General features: G+C 66.5%; 20 protein-coding genes. 12 read left to right on the forward strand and 8 right to left on the reverse strand.

From position 1 onward, the window contains the following. Window positions 1–84: 84 nt before the first annotated feature. On the reverse strand, window positions 85–690 hold the full coding sequence (locus ITJ61_RS15015) for a class I SAM-dependent methyltransferase (protein ID WP_194686596.1): 606 nt from the start codon (window positions 688–690) through the stop codon (window positions 85–87). Window positions 691–916: 226 nt separating this feature from the next. Between ITJ61_RS15015 and ITJ61_RS15020 the strand changes: the two genes are divergently transcribed. Both ITJ61_RS15020 and ITJ61_RS15025 read left to right on the forward strand, forming a co-directional pair. After that, window positions 917–2,383: an MFS transporter gene (locus tag ITJ61_RS15020; RefSeq protein WP_194686597.1), complete on the forward strand. Its 1,467-nt coding sequence runs from the start codon at window positions 917–919 to the stop codon at window positions 2,381–2,383. Then, window positions 2,376–3,356 (forward strand): alpha/beta hydrolase, encoded by a 981-nt coding sequence (locus tag ITJ61_RS15025; protein ID WP_194686598.1) that lies wholly within the window; start codon window positions 2,376–2,378, stop codon window positions 3,354–3,356. Before ITJ61_RS15020 ends, ITJ61_RS15025 begins: the two co-directional genes overlap by 8 nt. A gap of 52 nt (window positions 3,357–3,408) precedes the next feature. On the opposite strand, the gene ITJ61_RS15030 is transcribed toward ITJ61_RS15025, so the two are convergent. After that, window positions 3,409–4,059, reverse strand: a complete 651-nt coding sequence (locus ITJ61_RS15030; protein WP_323744378.1) for a Type 1 glutamine amidotransferase-like domain-containing protein — start codon at window positions 4,057–4,059, stop codon at window positions 3,409–3,411. A 95-nt stretch (window positions 4,060–4,154) separates the two neighbouring features. Here ITJ61_RS15030 and ITJ61_RS15035 point away from each other — a divergent pair, with 95 nt between their 5' ends. Next, window positions 4,155–4,778 (forward strand): hypothetical protein, encoded by a 624-nt coding sequence (locus tag ITJ61_RS15035; protein WP_194686599.1) that lies wholly within the window; start codon window positions 4,155–4,157, stop codon window positions 4,776–4,778. An 81-nt stretch (window positions 4,779–4,859) separates the two neighbouring features. Here the strand turns inward: ITJ61_RS15035 and ITJ61_RS15040 are convergent, their stop codons facing one another. From ITJ61_RS15040 to ITJ61_RS15050, 3 genes are all read right to left on the reverse strand, one after another. Beyond that, window positions 4,860–5,351: a hypothetical protein gene (locus ITJ61_RS15040; RefSeq protein ID WP_194686600.1), complete on the reverse strand. Its 492-nt coding sequence runs from the start codon at window positions 5,349–5,351 to the stop codon at window positions 4,860–4,862. Between the two features lie 115 nt (window positions 5,352–5,466). Continuing rightward, window positions 5,467–5,844, reverse strand: coding sequence for a hypothetical protein (locus ITJ61_RS15045; protein ID WP_194686601.1), 378 nt, complete (start codon window positions 5,842–5,844; stop codon window positions 5,467–5,469). A 63-nt stretch (window positions 5,845–5,907) separates the two neighbouring features. After that, the gene (locus ITJ61_RS15050) at window positions 5,908–6,441 is read right to left on the reverse strand and encodes a GNAT family N-acetyltransferase (RefSeq protein ID WP_194686602.1); all 534 of its coding nucleotides are present in this window, start codon (window positions 6,439–6,441) and stop codon (window positions 5,908–5,910) included. 338 nt (window positions 6,442–6,779) lie between these two features. Here ITJ61_RS15050 and ITJ61_RS15055 point away from each other — a divergent pair, with 338 nt between their 5' ends. After that, window positions 6,780–7,103: a hypothetical protein gene (locus ITJ61_RS15055; RefSeq protein ID WP_194686603.1), complete on the forward strand. Its 324-nt coding sequence runs from the start codon at window positions 6,780–6,782 to the stop codon at window positions 7,101–7,103. A 73-nt stretch (window positions 7,104–7,176) separates the two neighbouring features. On the opposite strand, the gene ITJ61_RS20490 is transcribed toward ITJ61_RS15055, so the two are convergent. After that, the gene (locus ITJ61_RS20490) at window positions 7,177–7,674 is read right to left on the reverse strand and encodes a CGNR zinc finger domain-containing protein (RefSeq protein WP_194686604.1); all 498 of its coding nucleotides are present in this window, start codon (window positions 7,672–7,674) and stop codon (window positions 7,177–7,179) included. Between the two features lie 85 nt (window positions 7,675–7,759). Between ITJ61_RS20490 and ITJ61_RS15065 the strand changes: the two genes are divergently transcribed. The 7 genes from ITJ61_RS15065 (at window position 7,760) to ITJ61_RS15095 (ending at window position 12,120) form a co-directional block, all read left to right on the forward strand. Further along, on the forward strand, window positions 7,760–8,632 hold the full coding sequence (locus ITJ61_RS15065) for an alpha/beta fold hydrolase (RefSeq protein ID WP_194686605.1): 873 nt from the start codon (window positions 7,760–7,762) through the stop codon (window positions 8,630–8,632). Between the two features lie 103 nt (window positions 8,633–8,735). After that, window positions 8,736–9,176, forward strand: coding sequence for a hypothetical protein (locus tag ITJ61_RS15070; protein WP_104341676.1), 441 nt, complete (start codon window positions 8,736–8,738; stop codon window positions 9,174–9,176). 55 nt (window positions 9,177–9,231) lie between these two features. After that, window positions 9,232–9,735 carry a hypothetical protein gene (locus ITJ61_RS15075; RefSeq protein ID WP_194686606.1) on the forward strand — a complete coding sequence of 168 codons (504 nt, stop codon included), beginning with the start codon at window positions 9,232–9,234 and terminating at the stop codon, window positions 9,733–9,735. A 17-nt stretch (window positions 9,736–9,752) separates the two neighbouring features. Continuing rightward, on the forward strand, window positions 9,753–10,070 hold the full coding sequence (locus ITJ61_RS15080; protein WP_323744379.1) for a transcriptional regulator: 318 nt from the start codon (window positions 9,753–9,755) through the stop codon (window positions 10,068–10,070). 213 nt (window positions 10,071–10,283) lie between these two features. Beyond that, window positions 10,284–10,778: a MarR family winged helix-turn-helix transcriptional regulator gene (locus ITJ61_RS15085; RefSeq protein WP_194686608.1), complete on the forward strand. Its 495-nt coding sequence runs from the start codon at window positions 10,284–10,286 to the stop codon at window positions 10,776–10,778. A 107-nt stretch (window positions 10,779–10,885) separates the two neighbouring features. Continuing rightward, the gene (locus tag ITJ61_RS15090; RefSeq protein WP_194686609.1) at window positions 10,886–11,692 is read left to right on the forward strand and encodes an MBL fold metallo-hydrolase; all 807 of its coding nucleotides are present in this window, start codon (window positions 10,886–10,888) and stop codon (window positions 11,690–11,692) included. Continuing rightward, a complete protein-coding gene (locus tag ITJ61_RS15095; RefSeq protein WP_104239828.1) occupies window positions 11,683–12,120 on the forward strand; it encodes a nuclear transport factor 2 family protein in 438 nt (145 codons plus the stop codon). Before ITJ61_RS15090 ends, ITJ61_RS15095 begins: the two co-directional genes overlap by 10 nt. A 197-nt stretch (window positions 12,121–12,317) precedes the next feature. Here the strand turns inward: ITJ61_RS15095 and ITJ61_RS15100 are convergent, their stop codons facing one another. Continuing rightward, a complete protein-coding gene (locus ITJ61_RS15100; protein ID WP_194686610.1) occupies window positions 12,318–12,881 on the reverse strand; it encodes a TetR/AcrR family transcriptional regulator in 564 nt (187 codons plus the stop codon). Between the two features lie 78 nt (window positions 12,882–12,959). Between ITJ61_RS15100 and ITJ61_RS15105 the strand changes: the two genes are divergently transcribed. Further along, entirely contained in the window at window positions 12,960–14,102 is a 1,143-nt protein-coding gene (locus ITJ61_RS15105; protein ID WP_194686611.1) for a zinc-binding alcohol dehydrogenase family protein, read from the forward strand. A gap of 282 nt (window positions 14,103–14,384) precedes the next feature. On the opposite strand, the gene ITJ61_RS15110 is transcribed toward ITJ61_RS15105, so the two are convergent. Further along, window positions 14,385–16,388: a serine hydrolase domain-containing protein gene (locus ITJ61_RS15110; RefSeq protein WP_194686612.1), complete on the reverse strand. Its 2,004-nt coding sequence runs from the start codon at window positions 16,386–16,388 to the stop codon at window positions 14,385–14,387. Window positions 16,389–16,560: the final 172 nt, after the last annotated feature.

The following is a 16,560-nucleotide window of genomic DNA, read 5'->3' on the forward strand; positions in this document are numbered from 1 at the left end:
ACTCCCATGTGTAAAGCTAACTTGACTGTTGAGAGAGTTATACACGTCAAGCACGCTTGACACAAGGCAGGGGCTGCCAGATGCTCAGTCAGGCGCGAGCGAGGGTCGGCAGATGACAGCGCCGTGCGGTCTGTGGGTTCTGCTCGTTCGCCGATGGGACTCGAGCACTTCGAATCCGGATGCCTCCAGGGCTTGCTCGAGCTCGCTCGCCGGCCACCGGTACGCGGTTGTGATGGCGTGATCGAACGCTTCGCACGCGGGACCTTCGAAGTACCCGACGACAAGCAGGCCGCCCGGGCGCAGGACTCGCGCGAACTCGGTGAGGGGTTCGGAGATGCGAGACGGGTCGTGGTGGATCGTCGAGTACCAGGACAGGATGCCTCCGAGGGAGTCGTCGGGCTCGTCGATCTCGTCGATGCTCCCCACTTCGAATCGCACGCCGGGATACGAGGATCGCGCACGCTCGATGAAGGCCGGGACCAGGTCGATGCCCCGGACCTCGAGCCCCCGATTGGCCAGGTAGTTCGTCCAATGCCCGGGCCCGCAACCCGCGTCCAGCACCTGACCTTCAACTGCCGCCGCCCAGCTGTCGATGAGCTGACGGTCGGAGTCGTGCACCGACTCCATCGAACCCAGAAGGCTGCTGTACTCATCAGCTCGGAGGGAGTAGGCGTTCGCGGTCTTCGACATTCAGCCGATGCTAGCGAAACGCGACCCAGCGCCGAGACTCCTGGGAGGGCACACGGGAAGACGGGTACGGCAGGCCTGGAGAATGCGGCGCCCGTCACCACGCTCGGGACAGGGCGATGATGCGCTAGCCTTCACGCAGAGGGAAAAAACCCGTCCTGCTGAGGCAGACGGAAACGCACAAGCGGTCTCGTCGGAGTCGCCACTTCTTCATCGAAGGAGTGCGCTCATGTTCGAATCGACGACGCCTGCCGCCGTCCAGGCTCCCCCGCCACGTCTGCGCGATGCGTGGGTTGCGCTGACCGGCCTCTCTGCGGTGTTCCTGTTCGAAATGCTCGACAATTCTGTCCTGAACGTTGCGCTCCCCTCCATCGGGCGCGAGCTCATCGCACCCGCCGCCTCGCTGCAGTGGGTCTCCGGGGCGTACTCGCTCGCCTTCGGCGGCCTCATGCTTCTGTTCGGTTCGGTCGCTGACCGGTTCGGTCGCCGCCGCATCATGCTCGCCGGTCTGACGTTGCTCGCGATCGTCAGCGCGCTGACCGTGTTCGTCACGTCGATCGAGCAGCTCATCGCCGTACGCGCGCTGATGGGCGTCGCCGCGGCGATGACAGCCCCAGGCTCGATGGCGTTGGCTTTCCGGCTCTTCGCTCGAGACGAGTTGCGCGTGCGGGCGCTGACGGTCATCTCGACTGCTGGGTTGGTGGGCCTCGCCGCCGGGCCCACGATCGGCGGGTTCGCTCTTGCCGTGTCACCGTGGCAGGCGCTGATGGTGGCCAATGCTCCGATCGCAGCGATCGCCTTCGTTGGCATTCGCGCGGGGATCGCCGCTGACCAGCAAGCAGATCTTCACCGCGACCGCATCGATGTGATCGGCGCGATCCTCGGCACGGCAACCGTCGTCGGCGTCCTGCTCACTCCGACCCTGTTCGTCGCTGGTGCCGACGTCACTGTGGAGTGGAGCACGGCCACGGTCGCCGCAGCCGTCGCATTCGTGGTCCGTGCCCGCACGGCGCGCCGTCCGCTGCTGGACTTGCGACTCGTCGTACAGCCTCAGGTCGCGAGTGGTCTGGCCTACAAGGCCGCCGCGGGCCTTGCGATGGCGGGGCTGTCGTACCTGGTCACAGTGCAATTGCAGCTCGCGTGGGGGTGGTCGCCCGCCCTCGCCGCGATCGCTACGCTGCCGCAGGTCGTGGTGCTTCTCGTGAGCGGCCGCTTCGTCGGCCCGGTTGCCAGACGGCTGGGTCTTGATCGAGCAGCCTGGATGAGCGCGACCGCTGTCGTCGCGGGCCTTGCCGTGTTCGCGCTCCTGGGTCGCTTCGGTTACGCCTGGATCCTGCTTGCGCTCGTGCTCGTCGCCGCCGGGATGCGGATAGTCGGCGCCGTCGCCGGGAACAACGTCCTGCGCGGCCTCCCCGAGAACCGCACCTCCATCGGTGCCGCCCTCGTCGACACCGCGAGCGAGATCGCCACCGCAGCCGGGATCACCGCTGCTGGCACGATCCTGGCCGCCCATGTCGCCGGCACTATCGCGACGGTGACCTGGACCCCGGACCGACTCGCATCGTTGCAAGACGCGACGCTCATCGCCGGTCTGAGCATCACCGCCCTCGCTGCGGCGCTCGTCGCCATCGGCATCCAACGTTCGCGTCGCACCCTTCCCACGTCGATCACCACACAGGAGTCCACCGATGTCTGACCTCACACCTCGCCCGGCCTTCGATCCCGAGCTGGCCACCTTCCTCACCGCACTCGAAGCGCACGGGCCTCTCACCCTCACGACCGAGATGCTCCCGCACCTGCGCGGCCTCGACATCACGGAAGATGAACTCGACGAGCGGCTGCGGGCTCGCGGGTACGAACGGCGGACGCTCACCGTGCCAGGCCACCTCGGTGATCCGATCACCCTCGCCGTTGTCCAGCGCATCGGTCGCACCGGGATCACGAGCGCGTTCTACACGATCCACGGCGGTGGCATGGTGTTCGGCCACTACCTGGGGAATCTGGACTCATACGAGGACTGGCTCCTGAACGACCACGACGTGGTGCTCATCAGCGTCGACTACCGCCTCGCCCCCGAGTATCCCGACCCGTATCCGGTCGAGGACTGCTACGCGGGGCTGGCCTGGGTCGCAGCGAACGCCGATGCGCTCGACATCGACCCAGAACGCATCGTCGTCGTCGGCCAGAGCGCCGGCGGTGGGCTCGCCGCAGGTACAGCCCTTCTCTCCCGGGAACGGAAAGGGCCAGCCCTGATGGCGCAGATCCTGGTGTCGCCGATGCTCGACGACCGGGACTGCACGGTGTCGACGAGGCAGATCGACGGCATCGGGGTCGCGGATCGGCAGATGACCCGCTTCGGATGGGACGCCTATCTCGGATCCCGCCGCGCCGGCGAGGATGTCTCCGTCTTCGCCGCCCCCGCCCGAGCAACCGACCTCTCCAACCTCCCGCGCACCTACATCGACTGCGGCAGCGTCGAGGTCTTTCGTGATGAGACAGTCGCGTACGCGAGCGGCCTCTGGGCAGCCGGCGGTGACGCTGAGCTCCACGTGTGGCCGGGTGCCTTCCACGGATTCACGAGCATGATGCCGGGCGCGGTCATCTCTCGATGCGCCACCGCCGCGCTGGCCGACTGGACGAGGCGACTTCTCGACATTTCGACGCGATGACGATGAGGGACATGCACATCGTTCGGGGAGGGTCGGAGCTCTCCGAGCAGGCTCAGCAGCTGGAGTCGATCACGCTCGCACTCGTCCCATCGGCGAGGAGGGCCTGGTCGTCGGCGAGGGGGAGCAACGGGTAGTCGGCTCCGTACGTGTCCAGCGTCGTGCGAATCAGGTCCGGTGGGTAGGGCGGCAGGTGCCCATCCGCATGCGGGATGACGGTCTGCTCGACCAGCCCGAGGCCAGTGAGATCAGTGAGCAGGGGCCCGTCTGCAGGGTCGTCCATCAGGGATGCGGGCGTGACATCGGGCCCCGCGATGATCGATCCGGCGCTGGACCCGACATAGGGGAGCCCCGCTCGCACGTGCTCGACCAAGGGGGCGTCGCAGCCAGACACGCGCAGCGCCTCAAGGAGCGCGAAGGTGCTCCCGCTCGCCACGTACAGCGCATCCAGCCCTCCGAGCACGCGCTCGAACTCGGCGACGCTCAGGCCCCGAACAGTGATGCCGACGACCTCGTGGCCCAGCTCCTCCACAGAGTCGCGTTCTGCTCGCAAGAACGGAGCCTCCGAGAACGCCACCTGGGCGTCGTCGATGTAGCCGAGGCGGAGCGGGCCTTCGTGATCTGTCGACTCCGCGAGGAAAGACGACAGCGCACCCGGACAGCGAGAGAGCAGGAGGATCTTCACGCCGGGCACGGTATCAGCCACCGCCGACAGCTCCATCGAGCCCAGGGTGCGGTGCTCCTCGCAGCGGTAAGCAGCTCACGCGGGCGGCGAGCTCAGAGACCTGGGATGCTGGGGGTGTGGCTCTCTACGACGCGACGCTCTCGCGGACTCCTGGCTTCGTCTCTCGGCGTTCGCTGCCGCGCACGATCGTGGCGACGGGTGCGCTCATGCTGTGCATAGCAGCGGTGGTGTTCGCGGTGGTGAACTTCGCCGGGTTGATGGAGTACTCGAGGGACAGCGCTCAGGAAGCGTCGCGCCCGCGCTATCAGGCGCTGCGGGGGCTGGGCATTCTTCCGATCGCGATCGTCATCCTCGCCGTGACCTTCGGAGTATTCGCCGTCGGTGCGATCGCGGGGTCCTGGTCGCGAGTGTGGGTCCGCGAGCAGACCGGCACACCGCTTCGGAAGCGATTTGAGGGGTACCACTCGCTCAGCCCGGACGCGTTCGAGCGACTCCACGCGGCGTTCGCATCCGGAGACCCGACCCGGTACGTGCCGCTGCCCGAGCAGACCCGCGGAGGTGACGGCGTCGTCTTCATCTGGACCGCCGACGCCGACCAGCTCGCATTCGTCGGAATGACCTGGGGGAGCAAGCGGAAGGCCACCCGCAACGCACCCCTCATCGTGCTCAGCGGTCGTCCGTTCGGCGACCTCGATCGTGCCCTCCGCGTGGGTCTCACCGCTCCGTGGGTCGCCGGCTAGAAACCTGACGAGTCGAACGGGGTCACCAAGCCGGTCGACCGGCAGTCGGATGCGGACGCTGCCGAGCTGAGTCGACAGCGATCAGTGCCAGGCCTGTGAGCTCTGCACGGCGGCGACGGTGAACGGGCGATCCGTGACGATCGTCGACCATCGCAGCGCGCGGTGAATGCTGTGCCAGAGGACCGAATCGTGACCCGCCCCGAGGGGCCGCCCCGCCACATCCACCGTGCTCGCGACGTATCCCAGTGGTTGAAGTTCACCTGGCCACAGGCGCGCAACGCGACCACCCATGACGACCGCGCGCTTCTCGAGCAGCGTCAGGCTGGTGTACCCCATGGGCACGTTCTCGAACAGGACGTCTTGCCTGAAGTCGTCCGCCGTTCCACACCGGGAGACTCCGCTTCCGGTCTCGGCGAAGAGGAGCGTCTCGTCGTGGTCTGTGTCGAAGACCGATGGATGGCCCCGCAGCCAGGTCGCGGGCCCGGCAGGTTCGTGATCGATCTTGGGCACCTCGACCCCCTCGTCCCACCACGAGCTGGAATCGACGATCATCGGAACGTTCACGCTCTTCACGAGGCGTGATCCTACGGGCTCAGCTCTTGCACTGGCAGAGGAAGCTCAACTCCTGGCGCCCGCAGCTCGTTCTCGGTCGGTGGGAGCCTGCGAGGCCGTCGCCGTGATGCTCCGACTAGGCAATTACTCGTGGAAGGCGACCGTGTCGACTGAGATAGTCCTCGACGAGCTCCTCTTCGGTGACTCGCCCGCCAGCATGCAGTCGCCGAAGGTAGGGGACCAGCCAGCTCCCTTCGGCTTTCATGATGTGCGCCAGCGAGCGCGTCTGGAGGGCCTCTTCAACGCTGACGACACGTCCGGCAGCCCCGTGACCCACCCCCTCGCTCAGACCGATGGTCCACAACCCGCCCTCGTTCAGCACGAAGTCGACGTCGTAGGGCCATGCCGGCGAGCCCGCATCTCCCTGCCGCGGCGAGCTGGAGGCCAGGCGCAGAATGCGCTTCTTCGGTTCGCTGCTCACCATCACAACATCATGACCGAGAAACCCCGTCATCGCCGCCGCCTCGCAAAACCCCTGTGCTGCTGAGCCCCGAGGCGACCAGCAGCGCGTTCCCGGTCAGAGCCCCGGTTGGCGGGCGGTGTCGAGGGTGAGCTTGAACCCGGTGTGCGAGGGCCGGAAACCGAGGCGGTCGTAGAAGCGGTGCGCGTCGGCGCGGGCGCTGTCGGACGTCAGCTGCACGAGCGTGGCGCCGAGTGCCGGCGCAGCCACGCTGACCGTCCAGTTCATGAGGGCCGTGCCGATCCCGGACGAACGATGGTCGGTCGCAACCCGAACCGCCTCGATCTGGAGCCGCCAGGCTCCTCGGCGGGCCATCCCGGGGATGAGGGTGAGCTGCAGGGTGCCGACGGGGGCTCCGGCCAGGTCGGTCGCAAGAATGACCTCGTTGCCAGGGTCGGCGATGATGCCCTCGAGCGCCCTGCGGTACAGCCTCTCGTCAGCGTGATCGGCAACGTCGCCCCGAGACGCGCTGATCGGGTCATCGGAGAGCAGCCCCATGAGCGCGGGCAGATCTCCGAGCGTCGCTCGCCGGATCGCGATGGGCTCGGCTGCCGTCGGAAGTTCGGCCGGAAGCGTCAGCAGATTGAGCATGGCCTCATGCTCGCACTGTGAGATCCACCCAGCACTCGGAGGCCGCTGGCCGTGCTCGGAATGCTCTAGGCGCAGGTCCCCGAAACTTCTCAGTCCCCGATGGCTGCGGAGCGCTGCGCGTGCGGGGAGACTGGGGAGATGGGTGCCGGAGACTTTGAGTAGGTTCGGAGTCGAATCGCCGAGTCGAGTTCGCTCACGAGTTGTGCCACCCGTGAACTGCCGGACGGTGCCGATGAGTATCGCCGAAGTATCTCCCGAGAGTGGTCAGCGTGTGACACTGCGGGCGGCCTGCTCGGCAGGGGCGATGGCCGCAACGGCCACGGTTGTAGGATCCCGGAATGAGACGAGCTCGCATTGTTGCTGTCATCGCCTGGGGGCTGGCCGCGGTAGCAGCCTGCGTCGTGATTCTCGCCCTCACGCTTCCCGCGTCCGTCGTCGTGTCCACGCAAGATCCCGTCAAGGTCATCTGCACCCCCGTCCTCGGCGCTGACCCGGATTACCGACTCGGTGTTCGCGACACGGGTGGGAACGGGATGCAGGAAGCGATCGGTGCCTGCGCGGCGTCACGCGACCGCAGCTTGGGGACCGCATTGGTGCTGGGAGTGGCGATCACGGGATTGACGGCCGTTGGCCTGGGTTCCCGCCGTCGCAGCGAGGCCTGACGGGCCCACAATCTTCAGTCGCCTGACCCGACCAGAGTGATCGCTTGGGGGCTGCGCTCGCGGGCAGCTTGGCTCAGGCCTTGGAGCGGCGTGCGTGCGTGCGCGCCTTCATCCGGTTGCCGCAGACCGCCATCGAGCACCACTTCGCGGTGCCGGGGCGACTGTGGTCGACGAGGAACTGGGTGCATTCGTGGTTCGCGCAGGCGCGGAGGCGCCCGGGGAACTCCGTGATCACGCTCGACCACGCCAGCACGGCCCCTGCCGCAAGGCGGTCGTCGTCGGGAGTCTGAAGCTCCCAGGTCACGCCATCCGGGGTGACGCGCGGCGTCTGCACGGCATCGTCGAGGATGCCCGTGAGCTCTCCGATCGCCCCTCCGTCGTCTCCACGGGCGACGGCCTGCAGCGCCTGTCGTACGCGTCGGAGGCGGGCCAGTTCGTTCGCGGATCCTGTCCCGCCCCAGCTGCGAGCGATATCTCGCCCCGGAGCGCCCTGGAGGCTGTCGGTCGGGGTGCCCTCGATGACCGGTGCGCTGTTCAGCAGGCTCAGCAGCAGTTCCTCGTTGCGAAGCACCTCTCCTCGCTTTCCCGCACTGTCTGGTGCGACGAATCCATGCTACCGTCCTGCTAACCAGTAAAACAAGCCAAAGGGGTTAGTCATGGTCACCGTCCACCACCGCACCGTCTCCGTCGATGGGCTCGACGTCTTCTACCGCGAAGCCGGCCCCGCCGACGCTCCCGTGCTCCTGCTCCTGCACGGGTACCCGAGCAGCTCCCACATGTTCCGGCACCTCATCCCCGCGCTGGCCGATCGGTACCGCGTCATCGCTCCGGACCATGTCGGCTTCGGCCGTTCTGCTGCGCCTTCCGTCGACGAGTTCGAATACACCTTTGCGGCCCTCGCGCAGGTGACGGGTCGGTTCCTCTCGACCATCGGGGTCACGCAGTACACGATGTATGTCCAGGACTACGGCGCCCCGGTCGGCTGGCGCCTCGCTCTCGCCGACCCCGCTGCGGTCGTCGGGGTCATCTCCCAGAACGGCAACGCGTACGAAGAGGGCTTCGTGCCCGGCTTCTGGGACCCGATCTGGGCCGACGCCGCCGAACGGACCACCGAGACGCGCGACGCGCTCCGTCCCGCCCTCGGCCGTGAGGCTGTCGAATGGCAGTACACCCACGGCGTGCCGGACATCACGACCGTCGACCCCGACGCGTGGGAGCACGACCTCGCGCTCCTCGCCCGGCCGGGGCAGGACGACGTGCAGCTGTCCCTCTTCCGCGACTACACCACCAACCGTGACCTGTACCCAGCCGTGCACGCCTGGCTCCGTACCTCGCAGGTGCCGGTCCTCGTGGTCTGGGGGCGCAACGACGAGATCTTCGACGCAGCTGGCGCCGAGGCGTTCACTCGCGACGCTCCGCACGCTCGCGTCGACCTCATCGATGGCGGACACTTCCTGCTCGAATCTCACCTGGATGAGGTCGCTGACGCTATCAAGGGCTGGCTCCAGACCAGCGAGCGAAGCGCATAGAACGTCGGGTGGTGCGATGCCTGCTCCGGCTCGACCTCTATCCCGGTCGTCAGTGCCAAAATCGTGCTAGGCGCCTGACCGCGCGGTCGCTATATTTTTCACCATGACCGCACCCGAACCTGAGGCTGTCTCGCGTCGCACCGTGATCGGTCTCGCGTGGGCCACTCCAGTTCTTGCTCTCGGCGTCGCCGCGCCTGCCATGGCAGCGAGCCCAGCGCAGCCGGTCACCCTCTCTGCGAACACGAGTGACTCCACGCGGTTCCCGATCTCCCTCACGACGACGGAGAGCCTGACGGCAGGCACGACCTTCGACGTGGACATCGACGGCACTGCGAATCAGTGGGCCCTCAACTCCTCGGGAACGACTCCCGGCACGTGGGGTTGGTCTCGATTGGGTAGTCGCGGCGCGCGCTTCACCTCGACGGGAGCAGTTCCCGGTACGTACGAGTTCGTTCTGGGTCTCGCAGGCATCGCTTCCTACTCAGGCACGATCCTCACGGTCACCACCCCGGAAGGGCAGGAGCTCACAAGGGTCGTTCTCTGATTCCTCGCACTGGATGACTTGCCACGTTCGCAACTCACTGGATAGAGTTGCGAGCATGGCAAGTGACTTCGAGGATCAGACACCGGATAGCCGGGCTAAGTCGCCCAGCCGGGATCAGGCACAGGCTGCGCTCGACGACCTCGGGCACGACAGTCAGGGGTTGGCCGCTCGCATCGTCACGCCGTGGTGGTATCACCCAGCCCTCGGGGTGATCACCGCGATCTTCGCGGGTGCGCATGCGCTTCCCGGGGCATGGCCAATGGTGCTGTTGGTGCTCGGGATCGTCGCGATCCCGATCCTGACCACGACCTACTCCCGACGCTTCGGAGTTGTCGTGACGAAGCCGGCCGGCCCGCGAAGCAAGCGCCTGCTCCTGGCAACGCTCGGTATGCTCGTCGCCGCGATGATGTCGAGTCTGGCCTTCAAGTTTCTGAGCATCGATCCGTGGTGGGCGCTCATCCCTGCTGGGGTCACCTTCATGGCCACCGTCATCCTCGGCCGCCGCTATGACGAGGCTCTCCGCCAGGAGGTCGCCGCTCCGAAGGTGGCGGGAGCGTGACGGCCGGTCGCGCTCCCGTGTTCAACGAGGTGATCCATGCCCCGCTGCGGCTGCGGATCTGCGGACTGCTCCGGAGCGTCGACGAGCTGGAGTTCTCCGTCGTTCGCGACGCGCTCGCCATCGATGATGCCAAGCTCTCGAAGCACATCAAAGTGCTGACCGACGCCGGTTTCGTGTCGCTCCGTAAGGAGAGGTCAGCCAGTCGAGCCGACTCAAGGCGTCTCACCTGGGTCAAGCTCACACCGGTCGGGTCCACCGCGGTGGAGGCTCACCTCGCCGCATTAGCCGCTATCGCCAATGGCGCCGACTTCGACGCCCTTCCGGGGCAGGCGTAGTCCCCAAGTCATGGCGGCCCGGCGCTCGTGACCGGGAAGCGGCTCCCGAGCTCGAAGTCCCGGGTTGTTGTCCTTAGGTGGGGTGGTTGATCGCCGGGCTTCGTTGTCATCTCCCCGGTGGGCAGCGGTCTCGCCCATCTCCACTTCGTCGTCCGGCGGCGTTCTTGTGAGCACCACGACCCTCTTAGCGAGGAGGCGGATTAGGGTGACTTCATGAGTTCAGTGACCGTCATTCCGAGTGTGTGCGAGGCGGTCAGCGACCCACGGATCCTTCTCTTCGGCCGACTCCTTGGGGCCGCCAATGGGTGGGAGCATCTCCTCGCCAAGGCGCTCCAGGACGAGACGGGTCTTGAGCACACCCTGTTCGAGCTCCTGGTCGTCGTCGGGAGGGCTGGCCCAGACGGCATCGCGGTCCGAGATGTCGCTCAGGCGCGCGTGCTCACGTCGGGAGGTGCGACTCGGCTCGTGCAGCGCGGCGTGCAGCGCGGCTTCGTCACGCGCAAACCCTCGACGGAGGATGCGCGCGTCCAGCTGGTCAACCTCACCGAGGAGGGGGAGCGGATGCTGTTGCACTCGAGTGCTGTGCACGCTGCCAACATCGAGCGGACGCTGCTCGCGGTGCTTCCGGAAGAGCACCGCGCGGCATTCGCTGCCTCGGTCGAGGCGCTCAGCAAGGAAGCTGCGCGGGCGCTGCCCATCATGCCCTGACCGGGGCGGAGTCATGCCGCGAAAGTTCCGGGAATAGCTGACTGCTCAGCTAAGTTGCTTCTTGTGTGCGGCAGACGCTGCACAGCCAAAGAAAGCGATCACCGACCATGACACTCTCCTTCGAAGTCTTCGATCTCAACTTCCCCGTCGGCTCCCTCAACAAGTCCGCCGTGCTCGTCACCGGGCCAACAGAGGCGGTCCTCGTCGACGCTGGCTTCACTCGAGCTGACGGGCACCGGCTTGTGGCTGCGATCCTCGACTCCGGCAAGACCCTCACGACCGTGTTCGTCAGTCACGCGGACCCGGACTTCTACTTCGGCCTTGAAGTCATCGCCGAGGCGTTCCCCGAGGCAATCGTCACGGCGACCCCGATCGTCATCGAACACATCTCGGCCTCCTTCGAGGGCAAGCTCAAGGCCTGGGCCACGCTCGGCACGAACCTGCCGACACGCTTCCCCGAGATCTCACCGCTCACCTCCGACACCATCACGGTCGACGGCGAAGAGCTCGAGCTCCGTGGCGGCTCCGAGCTCCTCCCCGACCGCCACTACCTCTGGTACCCCGCGCAGCGCGTCATCCTCGGCGGTGTTCTCGTGTTCCAGCAGGAGCACGTCTGGACCGCAGACACCGCCACGCCCGAACTGCGCTCGGCCTGGGTCGACCAGCTCGACGCGATGTCGGCCCTCGACCCGATCACCGTCATCCCAGGTCATCGCCTGCCCGACACGGCGAACGACGCGAGCGCACTTCGGTACACCCGCACCTACCTCGACACGTTCGAGAAGGTACTGGCTGAAACCACGGACGGCGCTGCCGCCACTGCACTGCTGAACCAGAAGTACCCCGACTCCGGGATGGGCATCGCAGCTCAGATCGGGACCAAAGTTGCCAAGGGAGAGATGACATGGGGCTGAACCAGAGCACAAACGACGACGAAAACGAGACGACGAGCGCTGCACCGCGGGATGTGGTCCGCCGTCAGTACCTCGCCTCAGCGGCGGGCGACCTCGACGCGCTCCGGGCCACCCTGGCCCCCGACGTCGAGTGGACCGAAATGGCAGGGTTCCCACTCGCAGGGACGTACCGAACGCCCCGAGGGGTGACCTCGAACGTCATGGAAGTCCTCGGCCGCGACTGGGAGGACTGGACTGCCCACGACGATTCCTACATCGTCGAGGGGGAGAATGTGGTCGTGCTTGCGCGGTACACCGCAACCCACCGAACCACGGGCAAGGCGCTGAACGCACGGGTTGCCCACCATTTCGTGGTTCGCGGCGGACTCATCGTGCGGTTCGAGCAGTTCGTCGACACTGCCCTGGTCGCGGAGGCGGCAGCAGGTTAACTCGGCGCAACGGTCGACGTGAGCTGGGGCGTCTTGTGCTGTGCACGAGGCGCCCTGGCCTCGGGGTCGGGTCCCTAGAATCACCCCATGACGCAGCCGACCTTGCCGCAGTCACCTCGCGACGTGGCAGAGCCGAGGCGGGCTCATGGGTGGGAGCCACGCACGTCCTCCCTCTTGGGCATCCGATGTGAGCGGCGTCACTCGCTGATGCACTCGCGCATGTCGTCCCAGACCGACGTCACGCACTCCTCGAGCGGGCGATCCGTGGGTCCCGCAAGCCATCGGTCCATCGCGAGGTCGAAACAGGTCACGGCAAGAGCGGCCAGCGTGCGCGACCAGCGAGGGGCGGTGCCACGTTGCTTCAGTGACTCCTCGATCGCGAGGGTGAGGTGGTGGCTCTGCAGGAGCTCGCGCTCGTGCAGCGCCGGCTGGCTGCGGACGATCAGGCGCCGACGAGCGATCGACGCTCGCCAGTCTTGAATGCCGCGGGATGCCGCAACGAGCCCCGCAAGTACCGTGGCGGCCCCGGTGGTGTCGGGCGGGACCGAGCTCATGAAGTCGCTGACGGCTTGGGGGAACTCGCGATCTCGGAGAAAGAGCACGTCGCGCTTGTCGGCGAAGTGGCGGAAGAACGTCCGAGTGGTCAAATCCGCTGCTGCGGCGATCTGGGGCACTGTCGTTGCGGTGAAACCCTGTTGTTCGAACAGGAGTATCGCTGCACTTTCGAGCCGAAGCGCGGCGTCGGGGGACCATCGAGGCATACGAACATGATGTCACGAAGTGTCATCAGGTGTACAGTGACGGCACGAGATGTCATCACCTGTGGAGAGCGAACGGTCATGAGAGAAAACACTGCGGCGTGGATCGATGCCCCATACGCCGATCTGACGATTCGGGACGCACCCGCACCCAAGCCGGGCCCGGGGCAGCTACTGATCGCGGTGCACGCGCTGGCGGTGAATCCGCTGGATGCGATCATCCAGTCCAACGGCCGCCTGATGTACGGGTGGCTGCAGTACCCGGTGATCCTCGGCGAGGATGTCGCGGGTGTCGTCGTCGAGGTCGGAGAGGACGTGGGTGCCTTCGAGGTCGGCGATCGCGTCACGGCGTACGCGATCGGTCTGGAGAAGGGCCGCGATGCTGTCTCCGAGAGTGGTTTCCAGGCATACGTCGCCGTCGACGCGAACCTCGCCGCCGCTCTGCCGGACACCATGGCGTTCGAGGAGGCCGCCGTCCTCCCACTCGCGCTGTCCACTGCTGCAGCCGGCCTCTTCGAAGCCGCGCAGCTGGGGTTGGACTACTCCAGCCTCGGGGACTCAGGATCTCGCGACGAGGTCGTCGTGGTGTGGGGTGGTGCGACGGCCGTGGGAGGCAACGCGATTCAACTCGCCCGAGCGGCGGGCTATCGAGTCGTCACGACTGCCTCTGCCCGCAATCACGAACAGATGAAGAGGTTGGGGGCCGAGGCGGCATTCGACTACCGCGATGCGGACGTTGTCGACCGGATCATCGAGGCTGTCGACGGTTCCGTCGTTGCGGGTGTCCTGGCCATCGCCGTGGGGTCAGCCGAACCGTGCCTGAAGATCGCTCGGGCGACCGGCGCGACGAAGATCGCGATGGCGAGCCCGCCCGTGTCGTTCTACGAGCAGCCCCGTCGAGGTGGCCTCTCCCTCGCCCGGATCCGCCTGCTCCTGCGCTTGGGAACACGGAGCGCGCTGCTGCAAGTACGCAGCCGTGCCCGCAACATCAGGGCCTCGTTCATCTGGGGAAGCGCCATCTCGACCTCTCCCGTGGGTGCGGCCATCTGGGGCAGCTACCTCCCTGAAGCGCTTGCAACTGGCCGGCATCGCGCCTACCCGAATGCCCACGTTGTCGGAGACGGCCTTTCTGCTCTCCAAGGAGCGATCGACACGCTCCGCGGTGGCGTGTCCGCTCAGAAGCTGGTCGTCACACTGCACGACGCTGCGTCGGGGGACTCCTGATCACCCACAGCGGGGCGAGAGTGGCAGCCCGTTTGAGCGGGGCCAGATGCGTGGAGCCTCGTGCTGCGGATGCGAGGCCCCCATCTACCTTCACCACCGCCACGTTCGTTTCGACACCCTTGGGGTTTGCAATGTCTTACTGGCAGTTACAGGCTGCACGACGGACGAGATGTCAAATGGGGGCGCGGGCTTGCTGCTCCCCGTCGAGGTCCGCCCCGTCGTGCCCGTAGATCGCACCGCGGGCGTCACCATCCTCGAGAACCACGGGGCAAGCGCCTGTGGTCAGTAGGTGATGCTCGGGAGAAGCAATCCGCCGACGACAGCCACGTACCCGAGTCCACAGAATGCGAGCGTCAGAACAATGCGTCCGGTGATGCGGAGGGTGTGTGCCCCTCTGGACCGCCACGGCGAAGGATTCTCCGCGTTGCTCTCCGTTGGTTGCGCGCGGTGGATTGCGAGGAGCGCTGCGGGAAGCGCGCCCAGAACGGCCGCGAAGGTGAGTGCTTGTGCTGAACGCAGGATCACTGCGGACGGTGGAGCTCCGTCCGAGAGGAGCGTCGCCGCGACGGTCGCCCAGAGTATGCCCGCAAGAGCAAGCGCCACGAGGGCGGCCGCTCGAAGACGGCGCAGCAGCCGTTCCCGACGCGGGGCCTCCTGAGCGACCTTGTACCAGCGACGGATGCCCCACCGCGCAGGAAGCGCGAGTACCGCGGCAGCAAGTACAGCGAGCGAGAGCGTCGCGATGATCGGCAACGCCGCCCGACTCGGCGACATCGGCTGGAGCGCGAACGCCGGGTTGAGGCCGATCGCGACCACGCGTCCGTCCTGCTGGTCGACGGCGAAGCGTCGTTGCCCATCAACCTCTTGCCATACCCAGGGCTCCACCTCGACGAGATCCACGGGGGTACCGGCCAAGTCGGTGACCGCCGATATCGTCACCGCATTGCCCGCGCTTGGAGACACTTCCACGGTGGAGAGGGCGGCGAAAAGGCGCACGAACGTGGACTCGCTGCGTCTCGACACCTGATAGGTGCCGACGATCTCGTCTGCATGCTCGGCTGCGGTCGTCGTTTCCACGACGGCTGCGTCGCGCTGGTCGGGAAAGTACCGGTCTGCGAACCCGCGAGACAGGGCGTCTCGGATCGCAGTCGACGCGTCCCCGTTCAACCCGGTGCTGTTCAGGGAGATGTAGACGCCAGCTTCGTCGTCTGGGTAGAGGTCGAGTTGCGCGTGGAACGCGGTGAGGTCGCCTCCGTGGCTGAGGATCCGGTGCCCGTTTCTGTCCGCCTCGAAGTAGCCCAGGGTCATGCGAGGTCCTGCAGCGAGACCGCCGAGCTCCTCGGTGCTGAGGGCTGGCTCGTGCATCTGCTCCAGAGTGCGTTCGCTGAGCAGCGGACTGCTGTCCCCGAGTTGCGCGAGCATGAACGCGTTCATGTCTGCAGTCGTCGCGGAGATCGCACCGGCAGGGGCGGGCGCGTTGATCTCGAACGGCACTTCGGCGGAGCCGGTGAACGAGTAGCCCTTGGACATCGACGACTGCATTTCATCGGGCAGCGGCTGGGCGAGCGTTGCTGTGGACATGCCTACCGCGTCGAAGACGTGCTCCTGGACGTAGTCGGCGTAGTCGACGCCGACGGTCCGCTCTACGACATACGCGGCGAGCCCGTTTGAGTAGTTGGAGTACGCGGGGGTCGTGCCAGGCTCTGCGATCTGCTCGGGCGGGTCGATCGTGACGGCATCGCGGAGCGATGTGGCATTCTCTCCGGGGCCAGCGATGACTCCGGCGATCTTGTCCTCGAAGCCGGCGGTGTGGGTGAGGAGATGGCGAAGCGTGATGGGTTTCTCGAATGACGTGTCGAGTGTGAAGTCGAGATAGTCCTGAACTGGCGCATCCAGGGCGAGACGTCCTTGCTCGACGAGCTGCATCACAGCTGTGGCGGTCACGATCTTGGAGATCGACCCGATGCGGAAGAGCGTGTGCTGCGGATCCACGGGCACCGGTTCCTCAGCGTCCGAGCCGGTGTCCGCGTAGCCATACCCACGCTGCGTCATCACCTGTCCCTTGCTGACGACTCCAACCGTTGCACCAGCGATTCCCTCACGCTCGAGAGCGGAAGGGAGCATCCCGTCGAGCCACGCGTTCACGTCCTCAGTTGTGAGCTCATGCGCGGCGCTCGTGAGCCCGACGGGCGCGGCTGCTGCGCTTGTCGCGCCGAGCATCGCGAGCACCCCTGTCAGGGCGATAGCGCTCAGGCCGCGAACGAGGAAAAGGGGAGAGCTGAGCAATTTTGATCCTTCAACGGAGTACATAGCTGGCAGAGCGAGGCCGGAGTATCGGCCAGACTCCCGAACGGTCCCTTCAATGGGCTTTCCCTCTCAACATAGGACCGGGACTGATGCGACGAAGTCGCAGTCATGTCCCCATTCCTCCCGGGACCTTGTCGTCCCCGGGATCTCG

The sequence above is a fragment of the Pseudoclavibacter sp. VKM Ac-2888 genome, from assembly GCF_015351285.1.
Taxonomy (GTDB): Bacteria; Actinomycetota; Actinomycetes; order Actinomycetales; family Microbacteriaceae; genus Pseudoclavibacter.